Origin of the sequence: Sphingobium sp. AntQ-1, assembly GCF_028538045.1 — a bacterium.
In the GTDB taxonomy this organism is placed as follows: Bacteria; Pseudomonadota; Alphaproteobacteria; order Sphingomonadales; family Sphingomonadaceae; genus Sphingobium; species Sphingobium cupriresistens.
In genome coordinates this window covers 1,863,330-1,889,408 of sequence record NZ_CP117158.1, presented here as the reverse complement: position 1 = coordinate 1,889,408, position 26,079 = coordinate 1,863,330, and the positions used below count along the sequence as shown (strand labels likewise).

Sequence of the window (26,079 nt, the reverse complement as noted above, 5' to 3'; positions counted from 1 at the left end):
GGGTCCAGACTATCAGGGCGGGATGATCGGCGACACTCCGGCTCCATCCCCCGTTTCACCGGCTGCTTCCGCGCCCGTCCCGGCGGCTTCCTATGCCGTCGAAGGCCATGGGCTTGTCAAGACATTCGGCAGCTTTCGGGCGGTCGACGGGATCGACATCGCCGTGCCTGCGGGCGCCATCTATGGGGTGCTTGGTCCCAACGGCGCAGGCAAGACCACGTTGTTGCGCACCCTGCTGGGCATTATCGACCCGGATGAGGGGCATCGCACGCTGCTGGGCGAGGGGCAGCCGCTGCGCATGGCGCGGCAGGTGGGTTATCTGCCCGAAGAGCGCGGCCTCTATCCGTCGATGAAAGCGTTTGAGGCGATCGCCTTCATGGGCGCGCTGCGCGGCCTGCCGCTCAAAGAAGGGCGGGTGCGGGCGCGGGCGTTGCTGGAGGGGCATGGCATGGGCGCGTCGGCCGACAAGCCGATCCGGCAATTGTCCAAGGGCATGGCCCAGACCGTGCAATTGTTCGGCACGATCATCCACGAACCCCGGCTGATCGTGCTGGACGAGCCCTTTTCCGGGCTGGACGCGATCAACCAGGAAAAGCTGGAGGCGCTGATCCGGGAGCAGGCGCGCCAGGGCGTCACCATCCTTTTTTCCACCCATGTCATCGCCCATGCCGACAGGTTGTGCGAGCGGATCGCCATCGTCGCGGGCGGCCGCATCCGGTTCGAAGGGACGCCGGGGCAGGCGCGCGACCAGTTGCGATCTCAGGTGCGGCTGCGCACGCGCGTCAGCGACGGCGGCTGGCGGCGCGCCCTGCCGGCCGATACGGTGGCGGAGGATGGCGCATGGCATTTCGCGCTGCCCGATGAAGGCATAGAGCCGCTGCTGCGTGCTTTGCTGGACGGGCAGGCGGGGATTGAGAGCCTGTCGATCGAGCGGCCCGGACTGCATGACGCCTTCGTCGCGATCGCCGGGGCGGCTGCGGCCAAACAAATGCAGGATGCGCCGGCGCCGGAGGAGGACGCATGATGGAATTGCTCCGCGCCGCGCTGGTTATCGCCCGGCGGGATTTCACCGCGGTCGTGCTGTCGCGCACCTTCATCCTCTTTCTGCTGGGGCCATTGCTGCCGATCCTGATCGGTTTCGCTTTCGGCGGCCTTGGCGACCGGATTTCCAGCACCGACCTGCGCCCGGTCGTGGGCGTCGCGATGTCCGCGCGCGACAGCGCGGCGCTGGAGCGGGCGCATGATCGGCTGACGAAGCGGATGGGCGACCAAGCGCTGCCCCGGCTGCGCCCCGTGGCGTCTACGCCCAGCCCACGGATACAATTGGCGCGCCCGGATTCGGAGGTGGTGGCGATCATGTCTGGCACGCTTCTCCGTCCGACCCTGACCGGCAAGGCGAACGATCTGGACACATTGCAGGGCGATATCAGCCTGCTGTCCACCGCGGCGCTGGCCGAACGGACCTTGCAATTCGTGACGGTGGAGCGACAGGAAGCGACCACCAGCCTGGGCGCGCAGGCGCAGGCGCAGCTTTTGATCGGACGGGTGGCGCAGGTGGTGATGTTCTTTCTCACCATCTTGCTGGCGGGCATGATCCTGTCCAACCTGGTCGAGGAAAAAACCAACAAGATCATCGAGATTCTAGCCGCCGCCGTGCCGATCGACGCGATTTTCCTGGGCAAGTTGATGGCGATGCTGGCGATGAGTTTCGTGGGCATCGCCTTTTGGGGCGGGACGGCCTTCGCGATCTTCGTCGCCCTGCATGATGGCGGCGGGGCGCTGCCGACGCCGGCGGTGGGATGGCCGCTGTTCCTGATGCTGGCGGTGCTCTATTTCGCCATGGCCTATACGCTGCTCGGCTCTCTGTTCCTGGGGATCGGCGCGCAGGCGGCGACGGTGCGCGAGGTGCAAACGCTCAACATGCCGGTCACCATGGGGCAAATGCTGATCTTCTTCTTCGCCAGCTATGCGGTCGATCATATGGGATCGCCGGCGGAACTTGCGGCCTGCATCTTCCCGTTCAGTTCGCCCTTCGCCATGATCGCCCGTGCGGCGCAGGACGGGGCGATCTGGCCGCATCTGGTGGCGCTGGTCTGGCAGGGCGCGTTCGTCGCGCTCATCATCCGCGTCGGCGTGCTGCTGTTCCGCCGCCATGTGATGCAGTCGGGCGGGCGCTGGTGGAAACGGCTGTTCAGGCCTGCGACAGGCTGAGATGGCTAGACCCGGCGCCATGAACAGACGGCATTTCCTGGGTGGCCTCACGAGCGGCGCGGTGGCTTTGGCTTTGTGGCAGTTCATGCCCGAAGAAGCGCAGGCGGCCTACCCCTTCGCATTGAGCGATGCGGAATGGAAGAAGCGGCTCAGCCCTTGGGCCTATAAGGTGCTGCGCCAGCAGGCGACCGAATATCCCGGCAGCAGTCCGCTCAACGATGAACATCGCGCGGGCGTGTTCGCCTGCGCTGGCTGCGATCAGAAATTGTTCAGTTCCAGGACCAAGTTCGACAGCGGCACCGGCTGGCCCAGCTTTTATGCGCCGCTGCCCAGGGCGGTCGGCACCAGCCGCGACGGCCTGCTGGGCTATGCCCGCACGGAAGTCCATTGCGCGCGGTGCGGCGGTCATCTGGGTCATGTGTTCGACGATGGGCCAAAGCCGACCGGCAAGCGCTATTGCATGAACGGCGTGGCGATGAAGTTCAGTCTCGCCTGATCCGCCAGATGCGGAGCGGGGCTTTGGTCGGGACCGGCTCCAGCCAGTCAGGCGGCGATCGCTTGGCCAGCAGGGCGGCGAGGCCTTGCATATTCTCCTGCCCGTAGAGCCGATATTCGGTCAGCCCGTCGCAGGCCACGACATAGGTGGCGCTGGTCTGCGCGATGACGGCGCGGGCCTTGTCCGGCGCGTTGACAAACCCCTCGATCACCGCGGTAATGCCTGCCGCATTGCGGTGATGCGCGGTGCCGATAACGCCATGGCGCGTCTGGACGAGAATGTCGGGGCCAAGGTCGAGCGGGGCGAACAGGGTCGCGGGCGGGAGCGCCTTCAATGGGGCCAGCACGCTTGCGGCCCGGCAATTGGCGCTCGCCGCCTTGGCCGGTTCGGGCTGGGCCGTCACCGCCACCCAGGCGGCGCACAGGCCAGCCGGGGTCAGCAGCACCAGCGCGACCGATCCGGTCACGCGCACCAGCGCGGCGCGCGACGCCTGCGCCCTGGCGAACAGCCGCGCGACCAGCCAGGCAATGCCCGGCAGCGCGAAGACATGAGCGACCGACAGCGCCCGCATCACCAACAGCGCCACCATGGTCGCCCCGGCGAGCAGCAGCGCCAGCATCAGCCAGCGCATCCGCGCTTCGCCCGAAGCGCCACGCGCTGCCATCAGGCTGGCATAGAGGCCGAGCAGCGCGGGTAGCAGGATCACCCCTTGCAGCGACAGGCTCTGTTCCCAGATCGGTCGCCCTTCCATCACATGCAGATACCAGAGCTTGTAGGCGATCGGACCAAGCGCCGCGAAGGGGTCGCCGGACAGGCACGGCCCGCCGGTGACGAGAAAGGTCGCCAGCGCAGTTCCACCGCCGATCGCGGCGACGGCCAGGCGATGGCCCGCGGTCGCCGTTCCGATCAGGCGCGCCGCGATCGCCGTCGTCAACGCCAGCGCGACCAGCGGCCAGAGATAAACGAAAGACAGGGCGTCGCACCGGCTGTCGAACAACGCCTGCGGTCCGCGCAGCCAAGCGAGGAACAAGAGCGCGGCCCCGCCCAGCACGACCGCAAAGCTGAGGAAGCGCGCCGCCTGCTCCCGCGCCATCCAGTGGCGCAGGGCGAAGGCGGCGGCGAAGAGCGCGACATAGGGCAGCGCCTCGCTCGAAATCTGGAGCCAGAGCGCCAGCGCCAGCCCCGCGACGATCCCGCCGCGCGCTGACCGCGTGTCGAGCGCGCCGCACAGAGCCAGCGTCGCCATGGCGATCTGCCAGCCATGATGATCGATCCGCAGCGGGGTGAACTGCACCAGGATGCTGGGACTGGTCAGCAGCAGCGCGACGGCGAGCAGGGCGATGCCGCTGCCCGCCACGCGCCGCGCCGCTACGAACAGCGCAGCGGTCAGCCCGCCGAGCAGCAGCAGCGGCACGAGCGCGCAGGCGATCAGTTCCGCGCCCGCCGCGCCTATCATCGGCGTCAGCGGCAGGATCACGCCCGCGATCGGCATATCGACGATCCGCGACCAATGCATCGGCCCGCCAAGTGGCGGGTTCACCCGATGCTGGCTGACGTCCCAGAAACCCTGCCCGCCGATCCAGTCGCGCACCTGCGCCAGGCGCATCGCATCGTCGGGATCGCGAAAGGCGAGCGTGGAGAAATCGCCCCGGAACAGCCAGAGCATCGCCATGCTGCACAGCAGCCAGGCGAGTAGCGCCCAGAGCGCGGTGCGCGGGGCGTCAGGCGCGCGCGAATATGCCATATTTGCGGATCGCATAGACGGTCAGGAAACTGGCCGGGACCGACAGCAGCTTCGCCAGCGCTGGCGGCAGGCCTAGGGCGCTGAGCGCGCCGACCAGCGCCATGGTGATGCCCATGCCTACAGCCGCGCTGACCACGAATCCGATGCGCTGGCCGTGCGTCGGACCCCGCGCCAAGTCGAAGACGAAACGGATGCTGATGACCCAATGGACCACCAGTCCGACCAGATAACCGCCCAGCGCGGCGATCATCGGCGCCGCGCCGCCATGGTCCAATATCAGGAAGGCGGCGAAGTCGCTTGCCAGCGCGGCGACGCTCGCCAGCAGATAGCGGGCGAACATCAACCGTGCGACCAGCGCGCCGATCCGCTCCGCCATGGCGGTTAGGCGGCCTTCAATCGTGAGGGTACGGCGCGGACGCTGGCCAGCGCGGCCTGCGTATCGGCATCAGCACCATCGATCTGGCCCTCCTCGCCGGCCTCATGATATTCGGCGTCCTCGTTCACGCTCCACACGTCATGGACGCGGGCGCCCGCCACGATGTTGCGGACGGTCAGCATCGCCGTCATCATCGCATGATCCTGGTTGTTATAGCGGTGCATGCCGTTGCGCCCGACCATGTGCAGAGTGGGATAGCGCGATTCCAGTTCGCTGCGCATCGCCAGCACATTGGCGGCATAGTCGTCGTCATAGACCGGATAGGCCTTTTCCTGCCGCACCACCGCGCCGCCCACGACATCGTCGGGGTTGCAGAGGCCCAGTTGCGCCATTTCGCGGGTGGCGAGCGCGATCAGGTCGGCGTCGGACGCGGACCACAGGCCATCGCCCTCGAAACAGAAATATTCCAGACCCACGCAGGCGAGCGAAGGATCGGACACCATTTCGGGCGACCAACTGCGGAAATTCTGGATGCGGCCGACCTGCACCTTGCTGTCGTGGATATAGATCCAGTTATCGGGGAAGATATCCTCCCCCTTCACCATCAGCGCCACGGTCAGGAAGTCGCGATATTTCAGGTCCATCGCCTGGGGCAGCGTGTCCGGCAACGGGTGGATACGCCCGGCCAGTTCGCGCATCGGCGCGGACGAGATCACATGGGCGGCATAGATGACGACATCGCCCTCCGGCCCCTGCGCCACAAGGCGCCATGCGCCGTTCGCCTGGTCTTCCTCCAGCCGCTTGAAGCTATGCGCCATCAGCACTTGGTTGCCGCCTTCCACCACCCGGTCGCGCGCGGCTTCCCACATCATGCCGGGGCCAAGGCGCGGATAGCGGAACGTCTCCAGCAATGTCTTGGTCGCCATGCCGTCATTGGGCCGCTTGTTGAGGCCGAGCGAGCGTTTCAGCCCGTCGACCACCGCGCCCCAGAGCGACAGGCCCTTGATCCGCTGCGCCGCCCAGTCGGCCGACATTTCGTCGCAGGGCATCCCCCACACTTTTTCGGTATAGGTCTTGAAGAAGATGGAGAACAGCTTGTGGCCGAAGGCGTTGACGGTCCAGTCCTGAAACGAACGCACGTTGCGGTTCGGGAACAGCCGGGCCTTGGCGAAGCTCGCCATGCAGAGGGTCGAGCGCCAGATGCCCAGATTCCACAATGCTTCGAACGCGCGCAGCGGATAGCTGTAGAATTTGCCTTCATAATAGATGCGGCTCATGCGCGGCCGCTGGATGAAGTCGTCAGGCAGGATTTCATTCCACAGGTCCACGACCTGCTGCGACTTGGAAAAGAAGCGGTGCCCGCCAATGTCGAACCGGAAGCCGTCCAGTTCCACCGTGCGGCTGATGCCGCCGACATAGACCGGGTCTTTCTCGACCACCGTCACGCGCAGGCCCTGCTTCGTCAGCAGATAGGCAGCGGTCAGGCCCGCAGGGCCGGCGCCTATGATGGCAACATCTACGCTTTGATCGGTACGCGGCATGGCAGGCAATTCCCCCGGAAGATCGTTCGTCCCTGCCGGAGTGAAGGAAATCTTCTAAGGAGTGGTTAATGCGCGGTAAGGATGACAAGGCGGGTCAGATGGCGCGCATGACAAAGGGCCGCTCCATGGGCATGGAACGGCCCCCTGCAGTTCCCCTTCGTGCGGGGAAAGCGGAATCTTCTCAGCTCTGGCGCTGGGCCAGCGTGCTCAGGTCGCTGCGTGCGCCGTCGATCGCGCTGCCGAAGCAGGCGCGATAATCCTCCGTCACGGGCAGGATGGAGCCGTTGACATAGCCGCACACCTGCTTGGCGGCGCGCGTCACGCGCGAATCGGCGCGGCGCATACCATTGGCGCTGGCCAGGTTGAGATCGGCGACGGACACGGCGAGCGTACGTGTTTCAGTGCCGGCGCGGCCGTCCACGATCACATCCATGTCATTGCTGCCGGCGCTCGCCACGCCGGGCAGCGCAAGGGCCATAACGGCGGCCATGGCCACCCAGGTTTTCTTGGTCATCCTGTATCTCCTGTCGAACATTGTTCGGATTGTCTGCCCCGCGTCTGACGTGGAAACAGGGTCCCGCTCTAAATAAGCGCACAGGGGGTTGTTGAAAAGAGGCCAGTTGATAAAAAGTGGCGGTTTTCCGCGATTTTGCGGGTGCGAAGAGATTTTGTTCGCACCCGCATCAGGCTTTTCGTCGCTGCATTTCCCAAATCGTTGATCATAAGGGATCGACGCTGACCTGCTTTTAGTGCCGGAAGTGGCGCATCCCTGTGAAGACCATCGCCAGGCCCGCTTCGTCCGCCGCGGCGATGACCTCATCGTCGCGGATCGATCCGCCCGGCTGGATGACCGCCGTCGCGCCGGCCTCCACCGCCGCCAGCAAGCCGTCGGCGAAGGGGAAGAAGGCGTCGGAGGCGACCGCCGAACCGATCGTGCGTGGTGCGGCCCAGCCGGCCTTTTCGGCGGCGTCCTTCGCCTTCCACGCGGCGATGCGGGCGGATTCGAGGCGGTTCATCTGGCCCGCGCCCACGCCCGCGGTGCTGCCGTCCTTGGCATAGACGATGGCGTTCGATTTCACATGCTTGGCGACGGTCCAGGCGAACAGGCAGTCCTTAAGTTCCTGATCGGTCGGGGCGCGCCTGGTCACGACCTTCAGCGCGTCGCGGTCAACCTGGCCATTGTCGCGACTTTGCACCAGCAGGCCGCCGGCGATGCTCTTGATCTGGAGGCCGGTCCGCGCGGGATCGGGCAGGTCGCCGGTCAGCAGCAGGCGCAGATTCTTCTTCTTCGCGAAGATCGCCTTGGCCGCGTCATCAGCATCGGGCGCGGCGACGACTTCGGTGAAGATGCCGCTGATCGCTTCGGCGGTCGGGCCGTCAAGCGGGCGGTTGACGGCGATGATGCCGCCGAACGCCGACACGCTGTCGCAGGCGAGCGCGGCTTCATAGGCTTCGATCAGGGTGTCGCCGGTCGCCACGCCGCAGGGGTTGGCGTGCTTGACGATCACCACGGTCGGCGGGCCATCGCGAAACTCGCTGACCAGCTCCAGCGCGGCGTCGGCATCGTTATAATTATTGTAGCTGAGTTCCTTGCCCTGGATCTGTTGCGCCTGGGCGATGCCCTTGGCGGACGGCCCGGTGGGCAGATAGAGCGCGGCGGACTGGTGCGGGTTTTCGCCGTAGCGCAGCGTGGTGGACAGCGTGCTGGCTACGGCCAGCGTATCGGGGAACATCATGCCCTGATCGGCGAAGGCGAACCAGCTGGCGATCATCGAATCATAGGCGGCGGTGGCGGCGTAGGCCTTGGCCGCGAGCATCCGGCGGAAATCGTAGCTGGTCGCGCCACCCTTCTCCGCCATTTCGGCGATCAACCGGGCATAGTCGGCGGGATCGGTGACGATCGCCACGCTCTCGTGATTCTTGGCCGCGGAACGGACCATCGACGGGCCGCCGATATCGATATTTTCGATGATCTCCTCGCGTTCCGCCCCTTTGGCGACCGTGGCGGCGAAGGGGTAGAGGTTGACGACCACCAGATCGATCGCGCCGATTTCATGTTCGTCCATCGACGCGACATGTTCGGGGTTGTTGCGGACGGCGAGCAGGCCGCCATGGACCTTGGGGTGCAGCGTCTTGACGCGGCCGTCCATCATTTCGGGGAAGCCGGTAAGGTCGGAAATATCCATCACCTCAAGTCCTGCTTCGCGCAGCGCCTTGGCGGTGCCGCCGGTCGACACCAGTTCAACGCCATGTTTGCCCAGCGCCGTGCCCAGTTCGATCAGCCCGGCCTTGTCGGACACGGACAAGAGGGCGCGTTTGATGGGGTAGTCGGTCATGAGGAAGGCGCTTTCTGGTTTACGAGACGGCTTTGCGCCGGTCCATAAGGCCCGACGTCGGAAAAATACAGCCCGCAAGCGACAGCGCGGCGAAAGGCTGTTGCGTAGAGATTGGGGTGAGGGCCAAAGCGTCCGTGCGCCTATAGCCCAGGATCAGCCGCGGGTCGTCACCCCACCCGCTTGAACAGCCAGCCGATGCTCGATCCGCCCGGCAGCGCTTCGCTGGTCACGACCAGCTGCTTGGTCGGATGGGGGCGGCCGTCGCCGTCGACCCACAGGCTGTCCTCGACGCTCAACACGCCTGCGCCGGTGCGATATTGCCACAGCGCGCCCTGGTCGATGCGCAGCAGCGCCCCCATATTGTCTGCGGTCAGCGTCGGCTCGACCCCCGGCGCGAGGTGGAAGCGCAACTGCACCGGCTGTTTGCCGCGCTTGCGGCGGCGTTCGGCGGGGGTCAGCATATCCTCGCCCCGGATTTCCTTGCCGTCGCCGCTCATCATCAGCAGGCGGCGGTGGACATAGCCCAGCCGCCGGACATAGCCGTCATGCGACAGGTCCAGCCGGCTGCCATTGTCCAGCTCCTGCCGGTTCAGCTCGACCTCTGTCACGCCCTTGCCCAGCGTCCCGTCGGGCAGCAGCGCGGTCGAATTATTGTCATTGAGGATCAGCGTGCTGTGCGCGGCGGTGGTGCGCAGCCCCTGCGCCAGGTCGCGGGGAATCCACGCCCCCTCCAGCGCCGCGCCGCCGCAATTGACCACCAGCCGCAGCGGCCCGTCACTGATCTCGATCGCGCCGGTTGAGGCGCAGCCCGCCTCGGCGAGGCGCGCGACCGGGGGCGGGGCGGCGTCGATCTGCAGCACGGTCGATCCCGCTGCGATCCGTTGATAGCCCCAGTCGCGCGCCTGGCGCAGCGGTCGGGCGCGCACCTGGCTCGCCGCGACCACGGAGGACACCAGGTCGGGGTCGATCGCGCCGGAACCCTGCCAGTTGCCCAGGCCACCATCGCCATGGGCGAGGCCCAGCAGCGCCGGGACCGCGCGGTTCAATCCTTCGGTCAGGCAGGCGGGCGGGGCTTCGCGGCGCACGTCATAGACGGCGCGCAGCATGGACAGCAGCATCACCGCTTCCAGTTGCGCCAGCGGGGAGCGCGACACGATGCCGCCGTCAGGGTGGAAGCCGCTGTCGATCGCGCGCTTCAGGCCTGCTTCGCCGAACAGCTTGCGCGCCGCCCCGCCGGGGATCAGCAGCGCGGCGGCGACGATGCCGCACCAGGCGACCAGCCGGGGCAGGCCCATCGGCGCCTTGTCGGCGCTGCGGTCGAGGTGGCGCGCGGTGCGGGCGATGCAGTTCAGCACCAGCGAGCGGTAGACGAGGTCGCTGGACGAGAGGATCAGCGGCGCATGGGCAGTCCAGAAGAGCAGCCGCCAGCCGGCATTGTCCGCGCGCCAGGCCGGTTCGCTGGGCGTTTCATGATGGGCCGCCAGCCATTTGCGCATGATGCTTTCGGCGATCGGCGCACCCTGTTCGCGGGTCGCGCTGCTGGCCAGGTCGCGCAGCCAGCGGAAGCCGTGGAGATAGTCGGCAAAGGCCGGGCCGACCGACAATTTGGCGAAATCGAGCGCATCGACCGGCAGCTTGTGGCCGCGGAACAGGAAATAACCCGCCCGCATCGCCGCGCCCGCCCGGCCGTCGCCGGGGATGGCGTCGTCGGGCACCGCCAGCAGCTTCAGCGGATATTTGCCGCGCAGCTTGCGGCCGTGGATCGGCGTCTTCCAGCTGAGCAGATAGAATTGATTGGCGATCTTCTGGGCCAATGACAGCCCCTTGTCATCCGCGACGCGGATGAGACGCTTGCCTTGCTCTATGCCATCGTCGCCGGTTTCCGGTGCAGCGTCGGGGGTGGAGCGGCTGGCGATGCGCCGATAGTCGTTCACCCGCCCCGCAGCTTCCTGATATTGTCGGCATAGGCGGAGGGGCCGCCACGGAAGGTGGCGGTGCCGGCCACCAGAACGTCCGCGCCCGCGTCGATCGCCTTGGGCGCGGTGGTGAAATCGATGCCGCCGTCGACCTGGAGGTGAATGTCCCGGCCCGTTTTGTCGATCATCTTGCGGATCGCTTCGATCTTGCGCAGCTGGTTTTCGATGAAGCTCTGCCCGCCGAAACCGGGGTTGACGCTCATCACCAGGATCAGATCGACATCATCGATCAGATAGTCGAGCATCTTGGCAGGCGTGCCGGGGTTCAGCACCACGCCCGCCTTCACGCCCAGCGACTTGATATGCTGGACGGTACGGTGGATGTGCGGCCCGGCTTCGGGATGGACGGTGATGATGTCGGACCCGGCGGCGGCAAACGCCTCCAGATACTGATCGACCGGAGAAATCATCAGATGGACGTCGAAGGTTTTCTGCGTGTGCGGGCGCAGCGCCTTCACCACATTCGGGCCGATGGTGATGTTCGGCACGAAATGGCCGTCCATGACGTCGATATGCACCCAGTCGCAGCCCGCTTCGTCAATGGCGCGCACCTCCTCGCCCAGGCGGGCGAAGTCGGCGGAGAGGATGGAGGGCGAGATGAGAATGGAACGGGTCATTAACCGTTCGCCTTAATCGCCGCCGGAGGCGAGGGCAACGGACATTTGCAGGCGTGTCGCGATCTTCGTCCGCGCGGATCAGAGCATCACGAAAATCGTGGGGTCCAGCCGCTGCGACGCGGGCGCGCCGCGGGGCAGCAACTGCTTGACGCCATGCAGCCCGACCACGGCCCCGTCATCGTCCAGCACCGGCGCGGCGATCAGCCGCATCGCGCATTGGCCCGCGCCGTCGATCTGGTTGATATCGACGTCCAGCGTGAAGCCGCGCTTGTGGCGGATAGCGTAGGCGCGCAGTCGCTCCATCGCGTCGCGCGATTCCGGGGTGTAAAGCGACACGGACAGCGGCCGCGATACCGGGCTGTCCCGCTCCAGCCCGAATATGTCATAGACGCCGGCGGTCCAGTTGAGTGCATTGTCGGCCAGGTTGCAATGCCACAGCCCCAGCCCCCGTTCCGCCAGCGCCGCATCGTTGCGGGCGATGCTGGAATCGAGCAGCACCGGGGCAAGATGTTCCCGCAGGTCGTAGAGCGGCCAACTATGATTCAGAGGAAGAGGCTCGATCGGACGCACGGGGCACCTTTTACGCGGGGAAACCCTCTCTAAGCTGATCAAGGTTAAGGCTTAGTTCGCCCTCTTGGCAAGCCTGGCGATGAAAAATCCGTCCGCGCCGCCCTGCGCCGCCAGCGTGTCGGGCAATGTCCGCAGCCAGCCCTGTGTCGTGGAGGCGATGCCTTCGGGTGTTTCGCCAGCTTCGATCGGTAGCAGCGCGAAGTCGGGGTGGGCGGCCAGGAAGCGTTCGACCTGTTCTTCGCCCTCGGCCCGTTCCAGGGAGCAGGTGGCGTAGATGATGCGGCCGCCGGGCTTCAGCCAGTTGGCGGCGCGGGCCAACAGGGCGCTTTGCAATTCCGCCAACTCTGCGATCTGGCGCGGGCCGATGCGGTGCAGCACATCGGGGTGGCGGCGATAAATGCCGGTCGCGGTGCAGGGCGCGTCGAGCAGGATCGCGTCCACCGGTGCGTCCGGCTCCCATGTCCGCAGATCGGCGGTCGTAACCTCGGCGGTCAGGCCGGTGCGGGCCAGATTCTCCGTCAGCCGCTCCAGCCGCTTGCTCGACTGGTCGATCGCGGTGACGCGCCAGCCGGCCGCGGCCAGTTGCATCGTCTTGCCGCCCGGCGCGGCGCACAGGTCCAGCACATGGCCGCCTTCGCCCGGCCCCAGCAGCCGCGCGGCGCAGGAAGCGGCGATATCCTGCACCCACCAGGCGCCGTCCGCAAAGCCGGGCAAGGCGGGTATGGCCGCGCTTTCGGACAGGCGGACATGGCCGGGCGCGAACGACGCGCCATCCAGTTCAGCTGTCCACTTCGCTGTCTCGGCCGGATCGCGCAGGCTGATGTCGACCGGCGGCCGGATCGCATAGGCATGGGCGGCGGCCTGCGGCATCGCCTCGCCCCATTGAGCGCTCCAGCGTTCGGCGACCTGCGCGGGCAGGGTGGGGGGCGAGGGCAGGGCGGGATCGCCGCGCGTCACCGTGCCGAACACGCCATGGACCAGCTTGCGCGGCCCGCCATCGACCAGCGGCAGCGCCGTGGCGATGGCGGCATGGGCCGGGGTGTCGAGCACCAGCGTCTGGACGAGCGCGATGCGCAGCACCATCCGCGCCTTCGCATCCGGCGGCAAAACCTGCCTGGTCGCGCCGTCGATCAGCGCGTCGAGATCGGGCAGGTGGCGCAGGGTTTCGGCGGCGATCGCATGGACCAGCGCGCGGTCGGCGGGCGGCAACCCCTGCGCCGCGCCATGCAGCGCCAGTTCCAGCGGATCGCCCCGGCGCAGCACCGCATCGAGCAGTTTGAGCGCCGCGCGACGGGCGGGAAGGCCGGGAACATCTTCGGGGCGGATTGCGGGACGGGGGGACATGGGCGGCCCCTACGCGCTTTCGCCCTTAAAGAAAATGGGAGACGCCAAAGCCCAGCCCCAGGAACAGCGCGATCCAGGACACTATGCCGACCCATAGCGCCAGCCAGTCCGACCGGCGTGGCTTGGGGCGGGCGCCCTTGGGCACCACCCGCAGGGAGGATGGGATGCGTTTGGCGCCGAATGTCGCGACCGCAATAAACCGTCGCCCCACGCCATGAAAGAAGCGGGCGGTGTGGCGGGAAAAGATATGATTGACGGTCAGTTCCACGGCAAGGCCGCCGACCTGCCGAAACAGGAAGCCGGCCGCTTCACCGACAATCTCGTCCACCATCAGCGGCCGTGCGGGTCGAGCGCGCTGCGGCGGCGCGGGGGTGGCGCGGCCGGGGAGAGGGCTGAGGCGCGGGCCGCCGACGTCATTGCGGGCGCGCCCATCTGCGCCGCCATATCCTGCAAGGCGGCGATGCGCTTTTCCGTGGCGGGGTGGGTGGAGAAGAGTTCGCTGACATGGGTCGGCACGATATAAAGCTGCGCCGCGGCCGGATTGCGCTCCGCCACCGGATTGGGGATGCGCTGCGCCTGCCCGGCAATCTTGGCGAGGGCGGAGGCGAGGGCATGGGGATCGCCACTGATTTCCGCTCCGGCCCGGTCGGCGCCATATTCGCGGGTGCGGCTGATCGCCATCTGCACGATCATCGCGGCGAAGGGAGCGACGACCACCGCCATCAGAGTGGCGATCATATTGGCATGGCCGCTTTCCCGGTCGCCGCCGCGGAAGAACAGGCCGAAATTGGCCAGCATCGATATCGCGCCCGCGATCGTCGCGACCATCGTCATGATGAGGGTGTCGCGATTCTGCACATGGCCCAGTTCATGCGCCATAACGCCCGCCACCTCGTCGCGGCTCAACGTCGCCAGCAGGCCGCTGGTGGCGGCGACGGCGGCGTTTTGCGGGTTGCGCCCGGTTGCGAAGGCGTTGGGCGCGTCCTGGTCGATGATATAGACGCGCGGCATGGGAAGTTGCGCCCGCTGCGCCAGGTCACGCACCAGATTGTAGAAATCGGGGGCGCTTTGCGCATCGACCTCGCGCGCGTCATGCATCCGCAGCACGATCTTGTCGGCGTTCCAGAAGGTGAAGAGATTCATGCCCGCCGCCGCCAGCAGCGCGATCACCGCCCCGCCGCCGCCGCCCAGCGTATAGCCCAGCGCCATGAACAGCGCGGTCAGCGTCGCCAGCAGCATGGTCGTCTTCATGCCATTCACTTGCACTTGCCTCCTTGTCGGCCCAGATAGCCTGTCAGTCCTGAATATGGGGGTGATGTCGCCCCTTCGCAATCGAAAGGCCGCCACCATGGGAACCTTCAACGGCAAGCGCCCCGCACATGTGAAGCCGCCCGCGCACCTCTCCAAAAGCCCGCCGGTGCCGCAGCCCGATCCGCTGGACCAGCCCACGCCCCATGACGAGGCGATGAGTCCGGTCCGTTATGGCGATTGGGAACGGAAGGGCATCGCGATCGATTTCTGAGTTGGTTCTAAATCCTTGATCCTGCTGACCCGTCTCGGCTCGCCGCCGATTTTGCACGGCTGCCGACGGCCCGTGCCGCCGCTGCGGGGAGCCAAGCGCCCCGCTCTGGCCTTTTCCCGCTCAAAGCCTGAAGCCTTGGGCCAAGAGGAGATATTGGGGCGTGGGCGTGCAATTGGTTTCTGACGTGAATGTGCGGGCGGTGTCGGATTATGCGCCGGAAGATGCGGCGCTGCTCTGCGCGGTCGGGCGGCTGGTGTGCGCCTGGACGATGTTGGAGCAGAGTCTGGAGGCGAAGATCGGGCTGTTGCGCGACGCCATGGGTGACGTGCGCACCGTGGGCGCCCGAACCCGGCCAAGCATGGCCAAGCTGATGACCGAATTGCGCACGATGGTGGCGATGCGCGACCGGCGCAACGCCAGCGCGCTGACCGAGATTTCCGCGATCGAGCGCGACATGCAGCGGATCGATCGCTTCCGCGCGCTCATCATCCAGGGTTTTCATCAGCCCGAATCAGGCGGTTTCACCTGTCGCGACAGCCGCAACAATATCCAGCACGTCGCGTTAGACCATCTCGATGGCGAAATCGCGGCGCTGGAAGGTGTCGCCAGCCGTCTTCTCGCCGTATAGGGCGGTGACCGGTCGGCCTTGATCGGTCGCGGCCCCTTCCATCTTAGTTTTTTGCGTCTTCGGCCGTTCCGCCGACGCTAGAATATGCTAACGCGCGCGCGACGCTTGACCTTTTTTGCACGGGCGGCAATCCAAGGCCCGATCGCGTCCGCGTGAAGGGGATTCCAACTTGACCAAGCCGATTCGTAAAGCCGTTTTTCCTGTCGCCGGCCTTGGCACGCGCTTCCTGCCCGCCACCAAGGCGGTGCCAAAGGAATTGTTGCCGGTGGTCGATCGCCCGCTGATCCAATATGCGGTGGACGAGGCGCGCGAAGCGGGGATCGAGCAGTTCATCTTCGTGACCGGTCGCGGCAAGGGCGCGATCGAGGATTATTTCGACATCGCCTTCGAATGTGAGACGTTGCAGCGCGAGCGCGGCAAGGATCTGTCGGCGCTGGAAGGGACGCGGCTCGATCCGGGCAATGCGGTGTTCCTGCGCCAGCAGGAATCGCTGGGTCTGGGCCACGCCATATGGGTGGCGCGCGACATCATCGGCGACGAACCCTTCGCCATCCTGCTGCCCGATGAATTTATGAAGGGCGCGCCGGGACAGGGGTGCATGAAGCAGATGGTCGACGCCTATGAGAAGGTCGGCGGCAATCTGGTCTGCGCGCTCGAAATTCCGATGGATCAGACGCCCAGCTATGGCGTGATCGATCCGGGCGCGCGCGACGGCGCGCTGACGGAGGTGAAGGGACTGGTCGAAAAGCCAAAGCTCGGCACCGCGCCCAGCAACCTGATCCTGCCGGGCCGGTACATCCTCCAGCCCGAAGTCATGAAGATCCTGGAGCGCCAAGAAAAGGGCGCGGGCGGCGAAATCCAGCTGACCGATGCGATGGCGTCGCTGATCGGCAGCCAGCCCTTCCACGGCGTGACCTTCGACGGCCGCCGCTTCGACTGCGGGTCGAAGGCGGGCTATATCGAGGCCAATCTGGCGCTGGCGCTGGAGCGCGAGGATCTGGGCGCGCATATCCGCGCCTTCGCGACGGCGGAACTGGCCAGGTAAAGCGCGACGGAACGAATGAAAAAGGGCGGCTCCCCATGGGAAGCCGCCCTTTTTCATATCCGTGACGCAAAGCGTTCAGAACGGCACTTCATCGTCCAAATCATTGTCGAAATTGGGGCTGCCCGCACGGCCGCCGCCCGACGCGCCGCCACCCTGCGAACGTCCGCCGCCAAAGCCGCCGCCGCCCGAAGAACCACCGCCGAAATCATCATAGCCGCCCGACGATGCGCCCCAGTCGCTCACGCCTTGCTGCGAACGGCCACCGCCGCCCTGGCCGCCGCCCGGCGCGCCGTCCAGCATGGTCAGCACCGCGCCCGGCCCCGACAGCGCGACTTCGGTCGTGTAGCGGTCATTGCCCGACTGGTCCTGCCATTTGCGGGTACGCAACTGGCCCTCAACATAGATTTTGCTGCCCTTGCGCAGGAAGCGCTCGGCCACACCGACCAGGCCTTCGCCGTTGATGACGACATTATGCCATTCGGTGCGCTCTTTTTTCTCCCCGGTCATCCGGTCTTTCCAGCTTTCGGACGTCGCGATGCGCAGATTGCAAATCTTGCCGCCATTCTGGAAGCTCTTGACCTCCGGGTCGGCGCCCAGATTGCCCACCAGAATGACCTTGTTGACAGACCCTGCCATGATTCCTCCGAAACTCTAAAGCCGCTCTTATAGACCCGCTGCGGTGGCGGTCCAGTAGGTGATGCCCGCCGCGACATAGGCCAGCGCAAACAGATATCCGACCATGAACAACGGCCATTTCCAGCCGTTCGTCTCGCGCCGGGTCACGGCGATAGTGGATATGCACTGGGGCGCGAAGATGAACCAGGCGAGGAAGGCAAGCGCGGTGGGCAGCGGCCACTGGTCCTTGAGCCGGTCGCCCAGGCTCCGTTCCAGCAGCGCCTCATCATCGCCCGCGTCGATCGAATAGACGGTGGCGAGCGCCGATACGGCCACTTCGCGCGCCGCCATCGCCGGGATCAGCGCCAGCGAGATGTCGCGGTTGAAGCCGATCGGCTCCAGTATGACGTTGAGGCCGCTGGCGATCCGGCCGGCGATCGAATGATCGACCTGGCTGGTGGGATCGCCGTCGGGCACGCGCGGGAAGCTCAGGAGCAGCCACAGGATCACGGTCGAGGTGAAGATGATCGTGCCCGCGCGCTTGAGGAAGATGACCGCGCGCTGCCACAGGCCGAGCAATATATCCTGCGGCCGGGGCCACTGATATTTGGGCATTTCCATCAGGAAGCCGCCGCTTGCGCCCTTGGTGACGGTCAGCCGCAGCAGCATCGCGACCAGCATCGCGCCGACGATGCCGGCCAGATAGAGGCAGAAAAGGACGAAGCCCTGAAGGCCCACGCCCGGCAACACGTCGCGCGCCGGAATGAATGCGCCGATGATGACGGCATAGACCGGCAGCCGCGCCGAGCAGGTCATCAGCGGCGCGATCAGGATCGTGGTCAGCCGATCGCGGGGGTCAGCGATGGTGCGCGTCGCCATGATGCCGGGAATGGCGCAGGCGAAAGAGGACAGGAGCGGGATGAAGGCGCGGCCTGAAAGGCCGACCTTGGCCATCAGCCCGTCCATCAGGAAGGCGGCCCGGACCATATAGCCGGTCGCCTCCAGCATCAGGATGAAGAAGAAGAGAATCAGGATCTGGGGCAGGAACACCACCACCGATCCGACGCCGTTGATAACGCCATCGACCAGGAAGGATCGAACGATTCCGTCGGGCAGGGCGGCGCGCACGGCATTGGCGATCGCTTCGGCAAACCCCTCAATCATCGCGATCGGCGCTTCGGACCAGGCATAGACCGCCTGGAACATGACGAACAACAGGCCGAGCAGCAGGATAAGGCCGAAGACGGGATGCAGCGCCACCCGATCCACCGCGGCGGTCAGCCGGCGGGAGGGCGTTTCGCGCACGATGGCGGCGCGCGCGATGCGGCCCGCTTCCCTGCGCACCGCGTCGAAATCCTGCGCGGCGCCGGTGGGATAGGCCCGCGGCGCGCCGTTCAGCAGCCCTTCCAGTTCCTGCCGCAGATGGTCCAGGCCGCGCTTGCGCACCGCCACCGTCGATATCACCGGCACGCCCAGTTCGCGGGACAGTATCGCCGCGTCCAGTTCCAGCCCGTCGCGGGTGGCCAGATCGACCATGTTCAAGGCGACGATGGTCGGCAGACCAAGCGCCAGCAGTTCGAGCGCGAAGCGCAGATGATTGTCCAGATTGGCGGCATCGACCACGATCACCAGCGCGTCGGGCCGCTTTTCGCCGGTTTGCTGGCCCATCACGACGTCGCGGGTAACCTGTTCGTCGGGGCTGTTCGGATCGAGGCTGTAGGTGCCGGGCAGGTCGACCAGTTCGACCGGGCGGCCGTCGGACAGGGCCAGCCGCCCCGCCTTGCGCTCCACCGTGACGCCCGGATAATTGCCCAGCTTCTGTCGCGCGCCGGTCAGCGCGTTGAACAGCGCGCTCTTGCCCGCATTGGGGTTGCCCACCAGCGCGACCAATGGCAGCGCGCTCATGCGTCCTGCTCCGGCCCAATGGCTTCCGGTCCGGTGCGCACCGTCACTGCGGCGGCATGGTTGCGGCGCATCGCCACGGTCATGCGGCCGATCTTGCAGGCGATCGGCCCCTTGCCGAAAATCCCGCCATGGTGCAGCGCTTCGACGCTCGCGCCTTCGCACAGGCCAAATTCCCGCAACCGCTGCCCTTCGGACGGGGTGAGGACGGACCAGTCGATCAGGTCGACATAGGCGGGTTGGCGCAACGGCAGGTCGGTGAGACGCAAAGGGAGGATACTCGCGGGCTATTTCTGCGAGTGACTATCAATACCGATTGGGAAAGGCCAGAGCGAATCGCGCGCCGCCTGTTCAGATCGCCGGGTAGCGCAAGCGGCCGATGAAGCGCGACAGGCTCAGCCGCTCGCCGCCGCCCGCGCCTTTGACCTTCGCCTTGAACTTTTCGAAACGCATCACATCCTCGATCCGACGGGCCAGGAAGGCGCGGCTGTCGGCATGGCCTTCGCTCTCGTCATCTACGAACACCAACAGGGTGGCGGCGTAGAGGGCGGTCAGGGTGGTGCGTTTGCTGTAATGGGCAAAGTCGGTGGCGGTGTCGCCCGCCGCGCGCCACATGACGTCCGCCGCGCGCCAACCCAGTTTCCCGGCGCGGACGGCATTGGTCGGCAGCGCAAGAATCGCGATCGCGCGGCGCAGCGCCTCCCGATCGGGCGCCAGCAGCGTCAAGCGCGCTTCGACCAGAGCGGTGATTTTCCGGCGGATCGACAGCGCCGCCAGTTCGTCCGCTGGCAGCGCCGCGACCATGCGCGCATCGATGCTGGCGAACCAGGCGTCGATCATGGCGATCGGGCCATCGGCGAAAGCGAGCGCTGCGATGTCCGCATCCACGCCCTTTTCCGCCGCGGCCATCGCCACAGCTTGCGGTCGCCAGCCGTCGAACGCGGCATGGCGCGCCAGCACGGGGGCCAATAGCGCGCGGATTTCGTCCAGGGTAAGGTCCGATGTTTCGCTCATGTCGTATATCTAGGCCCACGATCGCGGGCGCACAAGCGCCGGCCGGACGGAGCGGGGGTTGAACTCGACATGCCGGCTCCCTAGCTGGCGTTACGCATCAAGTCGCGTTGCAAATTGCAACTATGATTGAGGGAGATTCCATGACGACCCTGTTCGACCCCGTCCAGATCGGCGCCATTACCGCGCCAAACCGCATCCTGATGGCCCCGCTGACCCGCGGCCGGGCCACCCGCGACCATGTGCCCACCCCGATCATGGTCGATTATTATCGGCAACGCGCATCGGCCGGCGTCATCATCAGCGAAGCGACCGGCATTTCGCGCCAGGGGCTGGGCTGGCCCTATGCGCCGGGGATCTGGTCCGACGAGCAGGTCGCCGCATGGCGGCCCGTAACGCAAGCCGTCCATGACGCTGGCGGGCGGATCATCGTCCAGTTGTGGCATATGGGGCGTCAGGTGCACAGCGCCGTGACCGGCGAACAGCCGGTATCGTCCAGCGCGACCGCGACGGCGGGCGACGCCCACACCTATGAGGGCAAGGCGCCGTTCGAAACCGCCCGGCCGCTGGGCGTGGACGAGATTCCCGGCCTGATCGATACCTATGTTCGCGCCGCGCATAATGCGATTGCAGCCGGGTTCGACGGGGTGCAGATCCACGCCGCCAATGGCTATCTGATCGACCAGTTTTTGCGCGACAACGCCAATTTCCGCACCGACCAATATGGCGGAAGCGTCGAAAATCGCGTTCGCCTGTTGCGCGAAGTGACGCAGGCGGTGGTGGATGCGATCGGCGCGGACCGGGTATCGGTGCGCCTGTCCCCCAATGGCGATTCGCAGGGGGTGGATGACAGCGATCCCGCGCCGCTGTTCGCCCATGCCGCCGACGTGCTGGACGCGATCGGCATCGCATCGCTGGAATTGCGCGAACCGGGACCGGATGGCACTTTCGGTTCGACCGACGTGCCGCGCCAGTCGACGCTGATCCGTCAGCATTTCAAGGGGCCGCTGATCCTGAACAGCGATTATGATTGCGGCCGGGCGCAGGCGGATCTGGCCAGCGGCCTGGCCGACGCGATCAGCTTCGGCCGCCCGTTAATGGCCAATCCCGATCTGGTCGAACGGTTCCGCATCGGCGCGCCGCTCAACCCGACGCAGGAGATGGCGACGTGGTACGGGCCGGGCGAGACGGGCTATACCGACTATCCGACGCTGGCGCAGGCAAAGGCGGACGCCTGATCCAGTCGAAAAGGGGCTGCAAAAAAAGCAGCCCCTTTTTTCATCACATGCCGAATCGATCGCGCAGGGCGAGCATGGCGATGGCCGCCTTGGCCGCCTCGCCGCCCTTGTCCTTTTCGGTCGGCTTGGCGCGGGTCAGCGCCTGGGCTTCATTCTCGACCGTCAATATGCCGTTGCCGATCGCGATCGCGTCCATGCTCAGCGCCATCAGGCCGCGGGCGCTTTCATTCGATACGACTTCGAAATGATAGGTTTCGCCGCGGATCACCACGCCGATGGCGATGAAGCCGTCATAACGGCCGCTTTCCGCCGCCAGCGCGATCGCGCCGGGGATTTCCAGCGCGCCCGGCACCGTCACCACCTCATATTTGTGGCCGGCCTCGTCCAGCGCGGCCTTGGCGCCTTCGATCAGCAGGTCGTTCAGATGGTCGTAAAAGCGGGCTTCGACGATCAGGAATTTTGCCATGATGATATGTCCTTACAGCTCGATCGGCCGTTGCCCAACCACGGCCAGGTCATAGCCGTCAAGCGCGATCAGGCTGTGGTGGCTGTTGGTCAGCAGGATCATGTCATGCACGCCCAGGTCCGCCAGGATCTGCGCGCCCGCGCCATAATTGCGCAATTCGTCCATGTCGCCGGGCACGATGCCGGCATTATATTGCAGCATCCGGGTCAGCATGTCGGGTTCGTCGCCGCGCAGGATGACGATGATGCCGGCGCCTTCGTCCCCGATAATCTCCATGCAGCGCGGCAGCAGGCCCGTGCGCGCGCCCAGCTTGCCGAACGTGTCGCTCAGCGGCGACATCTGGTGCATCCGCACCAACGTCGGCTTGTCGGGATCGACATGGCCCTTCTGTAGCACCAGCTGCTCGGTCTGGGTCGCCTTGTTGTAGAAGCTGATCGCCTTCCAGTCGCCGCCCCAGCGGCTGTCGAACGTGGTTTCGGCGCGTCGCTCGATCATATGGTCGTGGCGGCGGCGATAGGCGATCAGGTCGCGGATCGTGCCGATCTTCATCTTGTGTTTCTGGGCGAAGGGGATGAGGTCGTCCAGGCGCGCCATCGTGCCGTCGTCCTTCATCACTTCGCAAATGACGCCCGACGGGTTGAGGCCGGCCAGCCGCGCGACGTCCACCGCCGCCTCGGTATGGCCGGTGCGCACCAGCACGCCGCCATCCTTGGCGATCAGCGGGAAGACATGGCCGGGCGTGACGATATCGACCTTGCCCTTCGACCCGTCGATCGCCACGGACACGGTGCGGGCGCGGTCGGCCGCGCTGATCCCGGTGGTCACGCCCTCGCGCGCCTCGATCGACACGGTGAAGGCGGTTTCATGCCGGGTGCCGTTGTTGCGGCTCATCAGGTCCAGGCCCAGTTCCTCGGTCCGGCTCTTGGTCAGCGCCAGGCAGATGAGGCCGCGGCCATGGGTGGCCATGAAATTGATCGCGTCGGGGGTCGCCATCTGCGCCGGGATCACCAGGTCCCCCTCATTTTCGCGATCCTCGTCATCGACCAGGATGAACATGCGGCCGTTGCGGGCTTCGTTGATGATTTCTTCCGGGCTGGCGAGCGCGGTGCCGCCCTCGCGCTTGAGCAGGTAGGATTCCAGCTTGCCCAGCGTGTCGGCAGTCGGGTTCCAGTCGCTTTCGCCCAGCTTGCGCAGCGAATTGGCGTGCAGCCCGGCGGCGCGCGCCAGACCGGAACGGGACATGCCGCCGTCGGTGACGAGATTGCGGACGGTATCGATAAGGGCAGAGGACATGGAACGACTCCTTCCCACAAGCGGGACGGTGTCGCATATCACACTGTAGTGTGATTAATTCAAGCTATAATCACATGCTGCGGTTGCGAAGGCTTTGCATCCGGTCGAGATACCGCGCCAGCACGTCGATCTCCAGATTGAAGGTCCGACCCTCCGGCAGCGCATCCAGCGTGGTCGCGGTGGCGGTGTGCGGGATGATGTTCAATCCGAAATGCACGCTGCCGTCGGCCTGGTCGTCGACGCTGTTGACCGTCAGCGAAATGCCGTCCAGCGTGATCGATCCCTTGGCGGCGAGCGCGGCGGCGAGGTCGGCGGGCGCCTTGATCGTCAGCCGGGTCGAATCGCCTTCGCGCACCGCCGACGCCAGATGGCCGATGCCGTCGACATGGCCGGTCACGATATGCCCGCCCAGTTCGTCACCGACCTTGAGCGCTCGTTCCAGATTCAGCCGGCCGCCTTCGCGCCACAGGCCGGGCGCGGTGCGCGCGACCGTTTCGGCCGACAGGTCCACCGCGAACCAGTCGTCGCCCTTTTCCACCACCGTCAGGCAGGCGCCCGAACAGGCGATCGACGCGCCGATGGCGACGCCGTCCATATCATAGGCGCTGCCGATGACGAGGCGCAGGTCGCCGCGCTGTTCATGGCTGCGGATGGTCCCGATGTCGGTGATGATGCCGGTGAACATGTTGCCCCAATCCAATCTTCCGTTCGTCCTGAGCGAAATCGAAGGTGCGGCCGACCATGGGAGGCCATTTCGCTTCGCTCAGTGATAGGCTTCGACTTCGCTCAGCCCGAACGGGTGAGTTTGGGGCTGATCTAAGCGCTCCGAACCGCCTCGTAAACCTCCAGCCGATCGACCCCCAGCGCACGGTTGTCGATCATGCGCCAGCGGCCATGCGCATCGGCCAGGTCGAACAAGCCGATGTCGCCGATCCCGGCCAGTCCCGATCCGATGACGATCGGGGCGCGATAGAGCAGCAGCCGGTCGACCAGCCCGGCGCGCAGGAAGGCGGCGGCCGTTTCCGCCCCGCCTTCGACCAGCAGATGATCGACGCGCTCCAGCGTCGCAATCTCCTCCGGCGCGCCGATCCGCGTCCAGCCTGCCGGCGCGTCGCCCCGGCTCAGCAGCACCCGGCGCGGCGATCGGTCCGCCAGCCCCGCCAGCCGCACGTCCAGCGACGGTGCGTCCGCCCGCAACGTGCCGCCGCCCACCAATATGGCGTCGTGCCGCGCCCGCTCCATATGGGCATGGGCGCGCGCATCCGGCCCGGTGATCCAGCGGCTCGATCCGTCGCTGAGTGCGATGCGCCCGTCGAGCGAGAGGCCGAGCTTCAGCGTCACATGCGGCCGCCCCAGCGTCTGGCGCAGCACGAATCCTGCCATGGCGCGCGCGGCGTCGTCCGCCATGAGGCCCATGTCCACCGCCACGCCGCGATCGCGCAGCCAGGCGGCGCCCTGTCCGTCGGTGCGCGGATCGGGATCGCGCAGGGCGATCACCATGCGTGCGATGCCGGCGCGGGCCATCAGGTCGGCGCAGCGCGGCCCGCGCGGGGACAGATGGAAACAAGGCTCCAGCGTCACATAGCAGCAAGCGCCTGCGGCCCGGTCCATCGCCTGGTCCAGCGCCTGCGCCTCGGCATGGGGACGGCCGCCTTTCTGGGTCCAGCCGCGCCCGACGACACGATCATCGCGGACGATCAGGCAGCCGACATTGGGATTGGGGGTGGAAAGGCCGCGCCCGCGCCCCGACAGGGCGATGGCGGCCGCCATATAGCGTCGATCCTGTGCGGATCGCGCCTCTGGGGGCGAAGGCGCGTCGCTCAGGGCTGGGCGGCTCCCGCAGGCGTCCCGCCCGGCGTCTTCGTCGTTGATTCCGCCTTGGCCAGCCGCTCGTCCAGCAGCGCGTCGATCTGCTTCACCGCTTCCTTGCGACGGGCGGTGTTGCGGGCTTCTTCCTCGCGCCATTCGATGCCGAAGGCATCGGCGAAGCCCTGCATCTTCGCCTGATTCTTCTGCAACGCCGCCTCGCGCTTGGCGAAATCGATCTTCTGCTGCAGGATGATCGCGGCGTCGGACCGGTTCGCGTCCCAGCTCTGGACATAGATGATCTTGTTGCGCGTCGGCATCGTATTGGTGTTCGCATCGACCACGAACGTCCAGATGATGACATAGGTCAGCGCAACGGACACGCCCAGCAACGGCCATTTATGCTGCCGCTGCTGCCTGAAATAGCCCCAGAAATCGCCAAGCGCGCTTTTAGGGGAAACGGGACGGGGAAAGATCGCCATGTCGCCCTTATAGGACAGGGCGGGCGCAGATGCAAAATGGTCCATGATGGCTTTCCGCGAAATTCCCTTTCCTTCCCCGCAGCGCTCTCGCCCTATCGCTCCGTCAGGGTGAAGCGCACCGTCAGAATTTTGGTTGAGACCACCGCCACGCCGTCGCGGGTTGCGGGGCGGAAGCGCCATTTGCGCAGGGCGTGGCGCTGGGTCGCCGCCCAGAAGCTCTCGTCCGTGGCGGAGACTTTCTCGATAGCGGTGACGCGCCCTTCGGCGCTGATCGTCACGCGCACCGTGACCGCGCCTTCCAGCCCTTGCCGGATCATCGCGCCGGGATAGTCGGGCTGGAACGCGCCCATCGCGCGGGGATCGATCGCCGGTTCGGTCAGCACCGGCGGGCGGGGCGGATCGATCGGGGGCGGGATGATCGACGGGCCGGGATCGATGCTGTCGCCCGAATCGAGCGCGCCGGTCAGGATCGTGTCACTGGTCGGCATGGGTATGACCGGAACGGTAGCGCTGGGCCGTTGTGGCTGGGGCTGGGTCGGAATCTTGGGGTCGGTCCGAACATCTTCCGTCGGTTCGGGCGGGGGTGGCGGATCGATTGGTATGTTGGAGCCGATGATCGGGGGCGTTGGCGTGACGAACTGGATCACTTCCTTGGGAATCAGCAGGAAGGCGCCGATCAGCAGTCCATGCACCGCCACCGTGCCGCCCAGGCCCAGCGGCGATTTGGGCCCTGCGCCATAGCGTGCTGACCCGCCCGCGTCCGTCGTCCGATTTGTTATAGTCCGTCCCATTGCCGATAGGGTCATGAGTCGCATCGTCTCGCTCCTCGTCTGTCGCATCCTCTCGCCGACGCCGGTTCT

28 protein-coding genes are annotated in these 26,079 nt (G+C 66.3%); 7 read left to right on the top strand and 21 right to left on the bottom strand.

Translation table 11 applies throughout. The annotated features are described in order from the left end of the window. Positions 1 to 22 precede the first annotated feature (22 nt). The 3 genes from sphantq_RS09480 to msrB are packed head-to-tail and all read left to right on the top strand — an operon-like array spanning position 23 to position 2,707. Positions 23 to 1,024 (top strand): ABC transporter ATP-binding protein, encoded by a 1,002-nt coding sequence (locus sphantq_RS09480; protein ID WP_066607508.1) that lies wholly within the window; start codon positions 23 to 25, stop codon positions 1,022 to 1,024. Beyond that, positions 1,021 to 2,211 carry an ABC transporter permease gene (locus tag sphantq_RS09475; RefSeq protein WP_066606952.1) on the top strand — a complete coding sequence of 397 codons (1,191 nt, stop codon included), beginning with the start codon at positions 1,021 to 1,023 and terminating at the stop codon, positions 2,209 to 2,211. The genes sphantq_RS09480 and sphantq_RS09475 overlap by 4 nt, the downstream gene beginning before the upstream one ends. Before the next feature lie 19 nt (positions 2,212 to 2,230). Then, positions 2,231 to 2,707 carry a peptide-methionine (R)-S-oxide reductase MsrB gene (gene msrB, locus sphantq_RS09470; RefSeq protein ID WP_066606950.1) on the top strand — a complete coding sequence of 159 codons (477 nt, stop codon included), beginning with the start codon at positions 2,231 to 2,233 and terminating at the stop codon, positions 2,705 to 2,707. On the opposite strand, the gene sphantq_RS09465 is transcribed toward msrB, so the two are convergent. The 11 genes from sphantq_RS09465 to htpX form a co-directional block, all read right to left on the bottom strand. Next, the gene (locus sphantq_RS09465; RefSeq protein WP_272798355.1) at positions 2,694 to 4,451 is read right to left on the bottom strand and encodes a hypothetical protein; all 1,758 of its coding nucleotides are present in this window, start codon (positions 4,449 to 4,451) and stop codon (positions 2,694 to 2,696) included. The genes msrB and sphantq_RS09465 overlap by 14 nt on opposite strands. Further along, complete coding sequence (locus sphantq_RS09460) at positions 4,429 to 4,827, bottom strand: GtrA family protein (protein ID WP_129925552.1); 399 nt, start codon at positions 4,825 to 4,827, stop codon at positions 4,429 to 4,431. Before sphantq_RS09460 ends, sphantq_RS09465 begins: the two co-directional genes overlap by 23 nt. Before the next feature lie 5 nt (positions 4,828 to 4,832). Continuing rightward, complete coding sequence (locus sphantq_RS09455; RefSeq protein ID WP_272798354.1) at positions 4,833 to 6,368, bottom strand: NAD(P)/FAD-dependent oxidoreductase; 1,536 nt, start codon at positions 6,366 to 6,368, stop codon at positions 4,833 to 4,835. A gap of 181 nt (positions 6,369 to 6,549) precedes the next feature. Next, positions 6,550 to 6,882, bottom strand: a complete 333-nt coding sequence (locus sphantq_RS09450; RefSeq protein ID WP_066606931.1) for a UrcA family protein — start codon at positions 6,880 to 6,882, stop codon at positions 6,550 to 6,552. Between the two features lie 232 nt (positions 6,883 to 7,114). Continuing rightward, complete coding sequence (gene purH, locus sphantq_RS09445) at positions 7,115 to 8,704, bottom strand: bifunctional phosphoribosylaminoimidazolecarboxamide formyltransferase/IMP cyclohydrolase (protein ID WP_129925554.1); 1,590 nt, start codon at positions 8,702 to 8,704, stop codon at positions 7,115 to 7,117. Positions 8,705 to 8,871: 167 nt separating this feature from the next. Continuing rightward, a complete protein-coding gene (locus sphantq_RS09440; protein ID WP_272800153.1) occupies positions 8,872 to 10,638 on the bottom strand; it encodes a heparinase II/III family protein in 1,767 nt (588 codons plus the stop codon). Next, entirely contained in the window at positions 10,635 to 11,297 is a 663-nt protein-coding gene (rpe, locus tag sphantq_RS09435; RefSeq protein ID WP_066606923.1) for a ribulose-phosphate 3-epimerase, read from the bottom strand. The genes sphantq_RS09440 and rpe overlap by 4 nt, the downstream gene beginning before the upstream one ends. A gap of 78 nt (positions 11,298 to 11,375) precedes the next feature. Continuing rightward, positions 11,376 to 11,867 carry a diguanylate cyclase gene (locus tag sphantq_RS09430; RefSeq protein WP_066606917.1) on the bottom strand — a complete coding sequence of 164 codons (492 nt, stop codon included), beginning with the start codon at positions 11,865 to 11,867 and terminating at the stop codon, positions 11,376 to 11,378. Between the two features lie 51 nt (positions 11,868 to 11,918). Further along, the gene (locus sphantq_RS09425) at positions 11,919 to 13,211 is read right to left on the bottom strand and encodes an RsmB/NOP family class I SAM-dependent RNA methyltransferase (protein ID WP_272800152.1); all 1,293 of its coding nucleotides are present in this window, start codon (positions 13,209 to 13,211) and stop codon (positions 11,919 to 11,921) included. Between the two features lie 25 nt (positions 13,212 to 13,236). Beyond that, positions 13,237 to 13,542 carry a hypothetical protein gene (locus sphantq_RS09420; RefSeq protein WP_066606905.1) on the bottom strand — a complete coding sequence of 102 codons (306 nt, stop codon included), beginning with the start codon at positions 13,540 to 13,542 and terminating at the stop codon, positions 13,237 to 13,239. After that, entirely contained in the window at positions 13,542 to 14,471 is a 930-nt protein-coding gene (gene htpX, locus sphantq_RS09415) for a zinc metalloprotease HtpX (protein WP_272800151.1), read from the bottom strand. The genes sphantq_RS09420 and htpX overlap by 1 nt, the downstream gene beginning before the upstream one ends. Positions 14,472 to 14,559: 88 nt before the next feature. On the opposite strand from htpX, the gene sphantq_RS09410 reads away from it, so the two are divergent. The 3 genes from sphantq_RS09410 to sphantq_RS09400 all read left to right on the top strand — a co-directional run bounded on the left by sphantq_RS09410 (position 14,560) and on the right by sphantq_RS09400 (position 16,406). Then, positions 14,560 to 14,733 (top strand): DUF1674 domain-containing protein, encoded by a 174-nt coding sequence (locus sphantq_RS09410; RefSeq protein ID WP_082679177.1) that lies wholly within the window; start codon positions 14,560 to 14,562, stop codon positions 14,731 to 14,733. 199 nt (positions 14,734 to 14,932) lie between these two features. Next, on the top strand, positions 14,933 to 15,361 hold the full coding sequence (locus sphantq_RS09405) for a hypothetical protein (RefSeq protein WP_066607502.1): 429 nt from the start codon (positions 14,933 to 14,935) through the stop codon (positions 15,359 to 15,361). 169 nt (positions 15,362 to 15,530) lie between these two features. Further along, entirely contained in the window at positions 15,531 to 16,406 is an 876-nt protein-coding gene (locus sphantq_RS09400; protein WP_272800150.1) for a UTP--glucose-1-phosphate uridylyltransferase, read from the top strand. Positions 16,407 to 16,481: 75 nt separating this feature from the next. On the opposite strand, the gene ssb is transcribed toward sphantq_RS09400, so the two are convergent. The 4 genes from ssb to sphantq_RS09380 form a co-directional block, all read right to left on the bottom strand. Next, positions 16,482 to 17,042 (bottom strand): single-stranded DNA-binding protein, encoded by a 561-nt coding sequence (gene ssb / locus sphantq_RS09395; protein ID WP_272800149.1) that lies wholly within the window; start codon positions 17,040 to 17,042, stop codon positions 16,482 to 16,484. A gap of 27 nt (positions 17,043 to 17,069) precedes the next feature. Beyond that, the gene (feoB, locus tag sphantq_RS09390; protein ID WP_066606889.1) at positions 17,070 to 18,926 is read right to left on the bottom strand and encodes a ferrous iron transporter B; all 1,857 of its coding nucleotides are present in this window, start codon (positions 18,924 to 18,926) and stop codon (positions 17,070 to 17,072) included. After that, the gene (locus sphantq_RS09385) at positions 18,923 to 19,192 is read right to left on the bottom strand and encodes a FeoA family protein (RefSeq protein ID WP_129925559.1); all 270 of its coding nucleotides are present in this window, start codon (positions 19,190 to 19,192) and stop codon (positions 18,923 to 18,925) included. The genes feoB and sphantq_RS09385 overlap by 4 nt, the downstream gene beginning before the upstream one ends. Before the next feature lie 82 nt (positions 19,193 to 19,274). Then, positions 19,275 to 19,937, bottom strand: coding sequence for a COQ9 family protein (locus sphantq_RS09380; protein ID WP_066606884.1), 663 nt, complete (start codon positions 19,935 to 19,937; stop codon positions 19,275 to 19,277). 140 nt (positions 19,938 to 20,077) lie between these two features. Here sphantq_RS09380 and sphantq_RS09375 point away from each other — a divergent pair, with 140 nt between their 5' ends. Next, positions 20,078 to 21,172 carry an alkene reductase gene (locus sphantq_RS09375; RefSeq protein ID WP_272800148.1) on the top strand — a complete coding sequence of 365 codons (1,095 nt, stop codon included), beginning with the start codon at positions 20,078 to 20,080 and terminating at the stop codon, positions 21,170 to 21,172. Between the two features lie 43 nt (positions 21,173 to 21,215). Here sphantq_RS09375 and ribH read toward each other — a convergent pair whose 3' ends face one another. From ribH to sphantq_RS09345, 6 genes are all read right to left on the bottom strand, one after another. Beyond that, the gene (gene ribH, locus sphantq_RS09370; protein ID WP_066606879.1) at positions 21,216 to 21,638 is read right to left on the bottom strand and encodes a 6,7-dimethyl-8-ribityllumazine synthase; all 423 of its coding nucleotides are present in this window, start codon (positions 21,636 to 21,638) and stop codon (positions 21,216 to 21,218) included. Positions 21,639 to 21,650: 12 nt separating this feature from the next. After that, positions 21,651 to 22,931, bottom strand: coding sequence for a 3,4-dihydroxy-2-butanone-4-phosphate synthase (ribB, locus tag sphantq_RS09365; RefSeq protein WP_129925561.1), 1,281 nt, complete (start codon positions 22,929 to 22,931; stop codon positions 21,651 to 21,653). Positions 22,932 to 23,001: 70 nt separating this feature from the next. Further along, on the bottom strand, positions 23,002 to 23,616 hold the full coding sequence (locus sphantq_RS09360) for a riboflavin synthase (protein ID WP_272800147.1): 615 nt from the start codon (positions 23,614 to 23,616) through the stop codon (positions 23,002 to 23,004). 131 nt (positions 23,617 to 23,747) lie between these two features. Beyond that, the gene (gene ribD / locus sphantq_RS09355) at positions 23,748 to 24,755 is read right to left on the bottom strand and encodes a bifunctional diaminohydroxyphosphoribosylaminopyrimidine deaminase/5-amino-6-(5-phosphoribosylamino)uracil reductase RibD (RefSeq protein ID WP_272800213.1); all 1,008 of its coding nucleotides are present in this window, start codon (positions 24,753 to 24,755) and stop codon (positions 23,748 to 23,750) included. Next, positions 24,752 to 25,264 (bottom strand): hypothetical protein, encoded by a 513-nt coding sequence (locus sphantq_RS09350; RefSeq protein WP_066606864.1) that lies wholly within the window; start codon positions 25,262 to 25,264, stop codon positions 24,752 to 24,754. Before sphantq_RS09350 ends, ribD begins: the two co-directional genes overlap by 4 nt. A 47-nt stretch (positions 25,265 to 25,311) precedes the next feature. Further along, entirely contained in the window at positions 25,312 to 26,034 is a 723-nt protein-coding gene (locus sphantq_RS09345) for an energy transducer TonB (protein ID WP_129925563.1), read from the bottom strand. Positions 26,035 to 26,079: the final 45 nt, after the last annotated feature.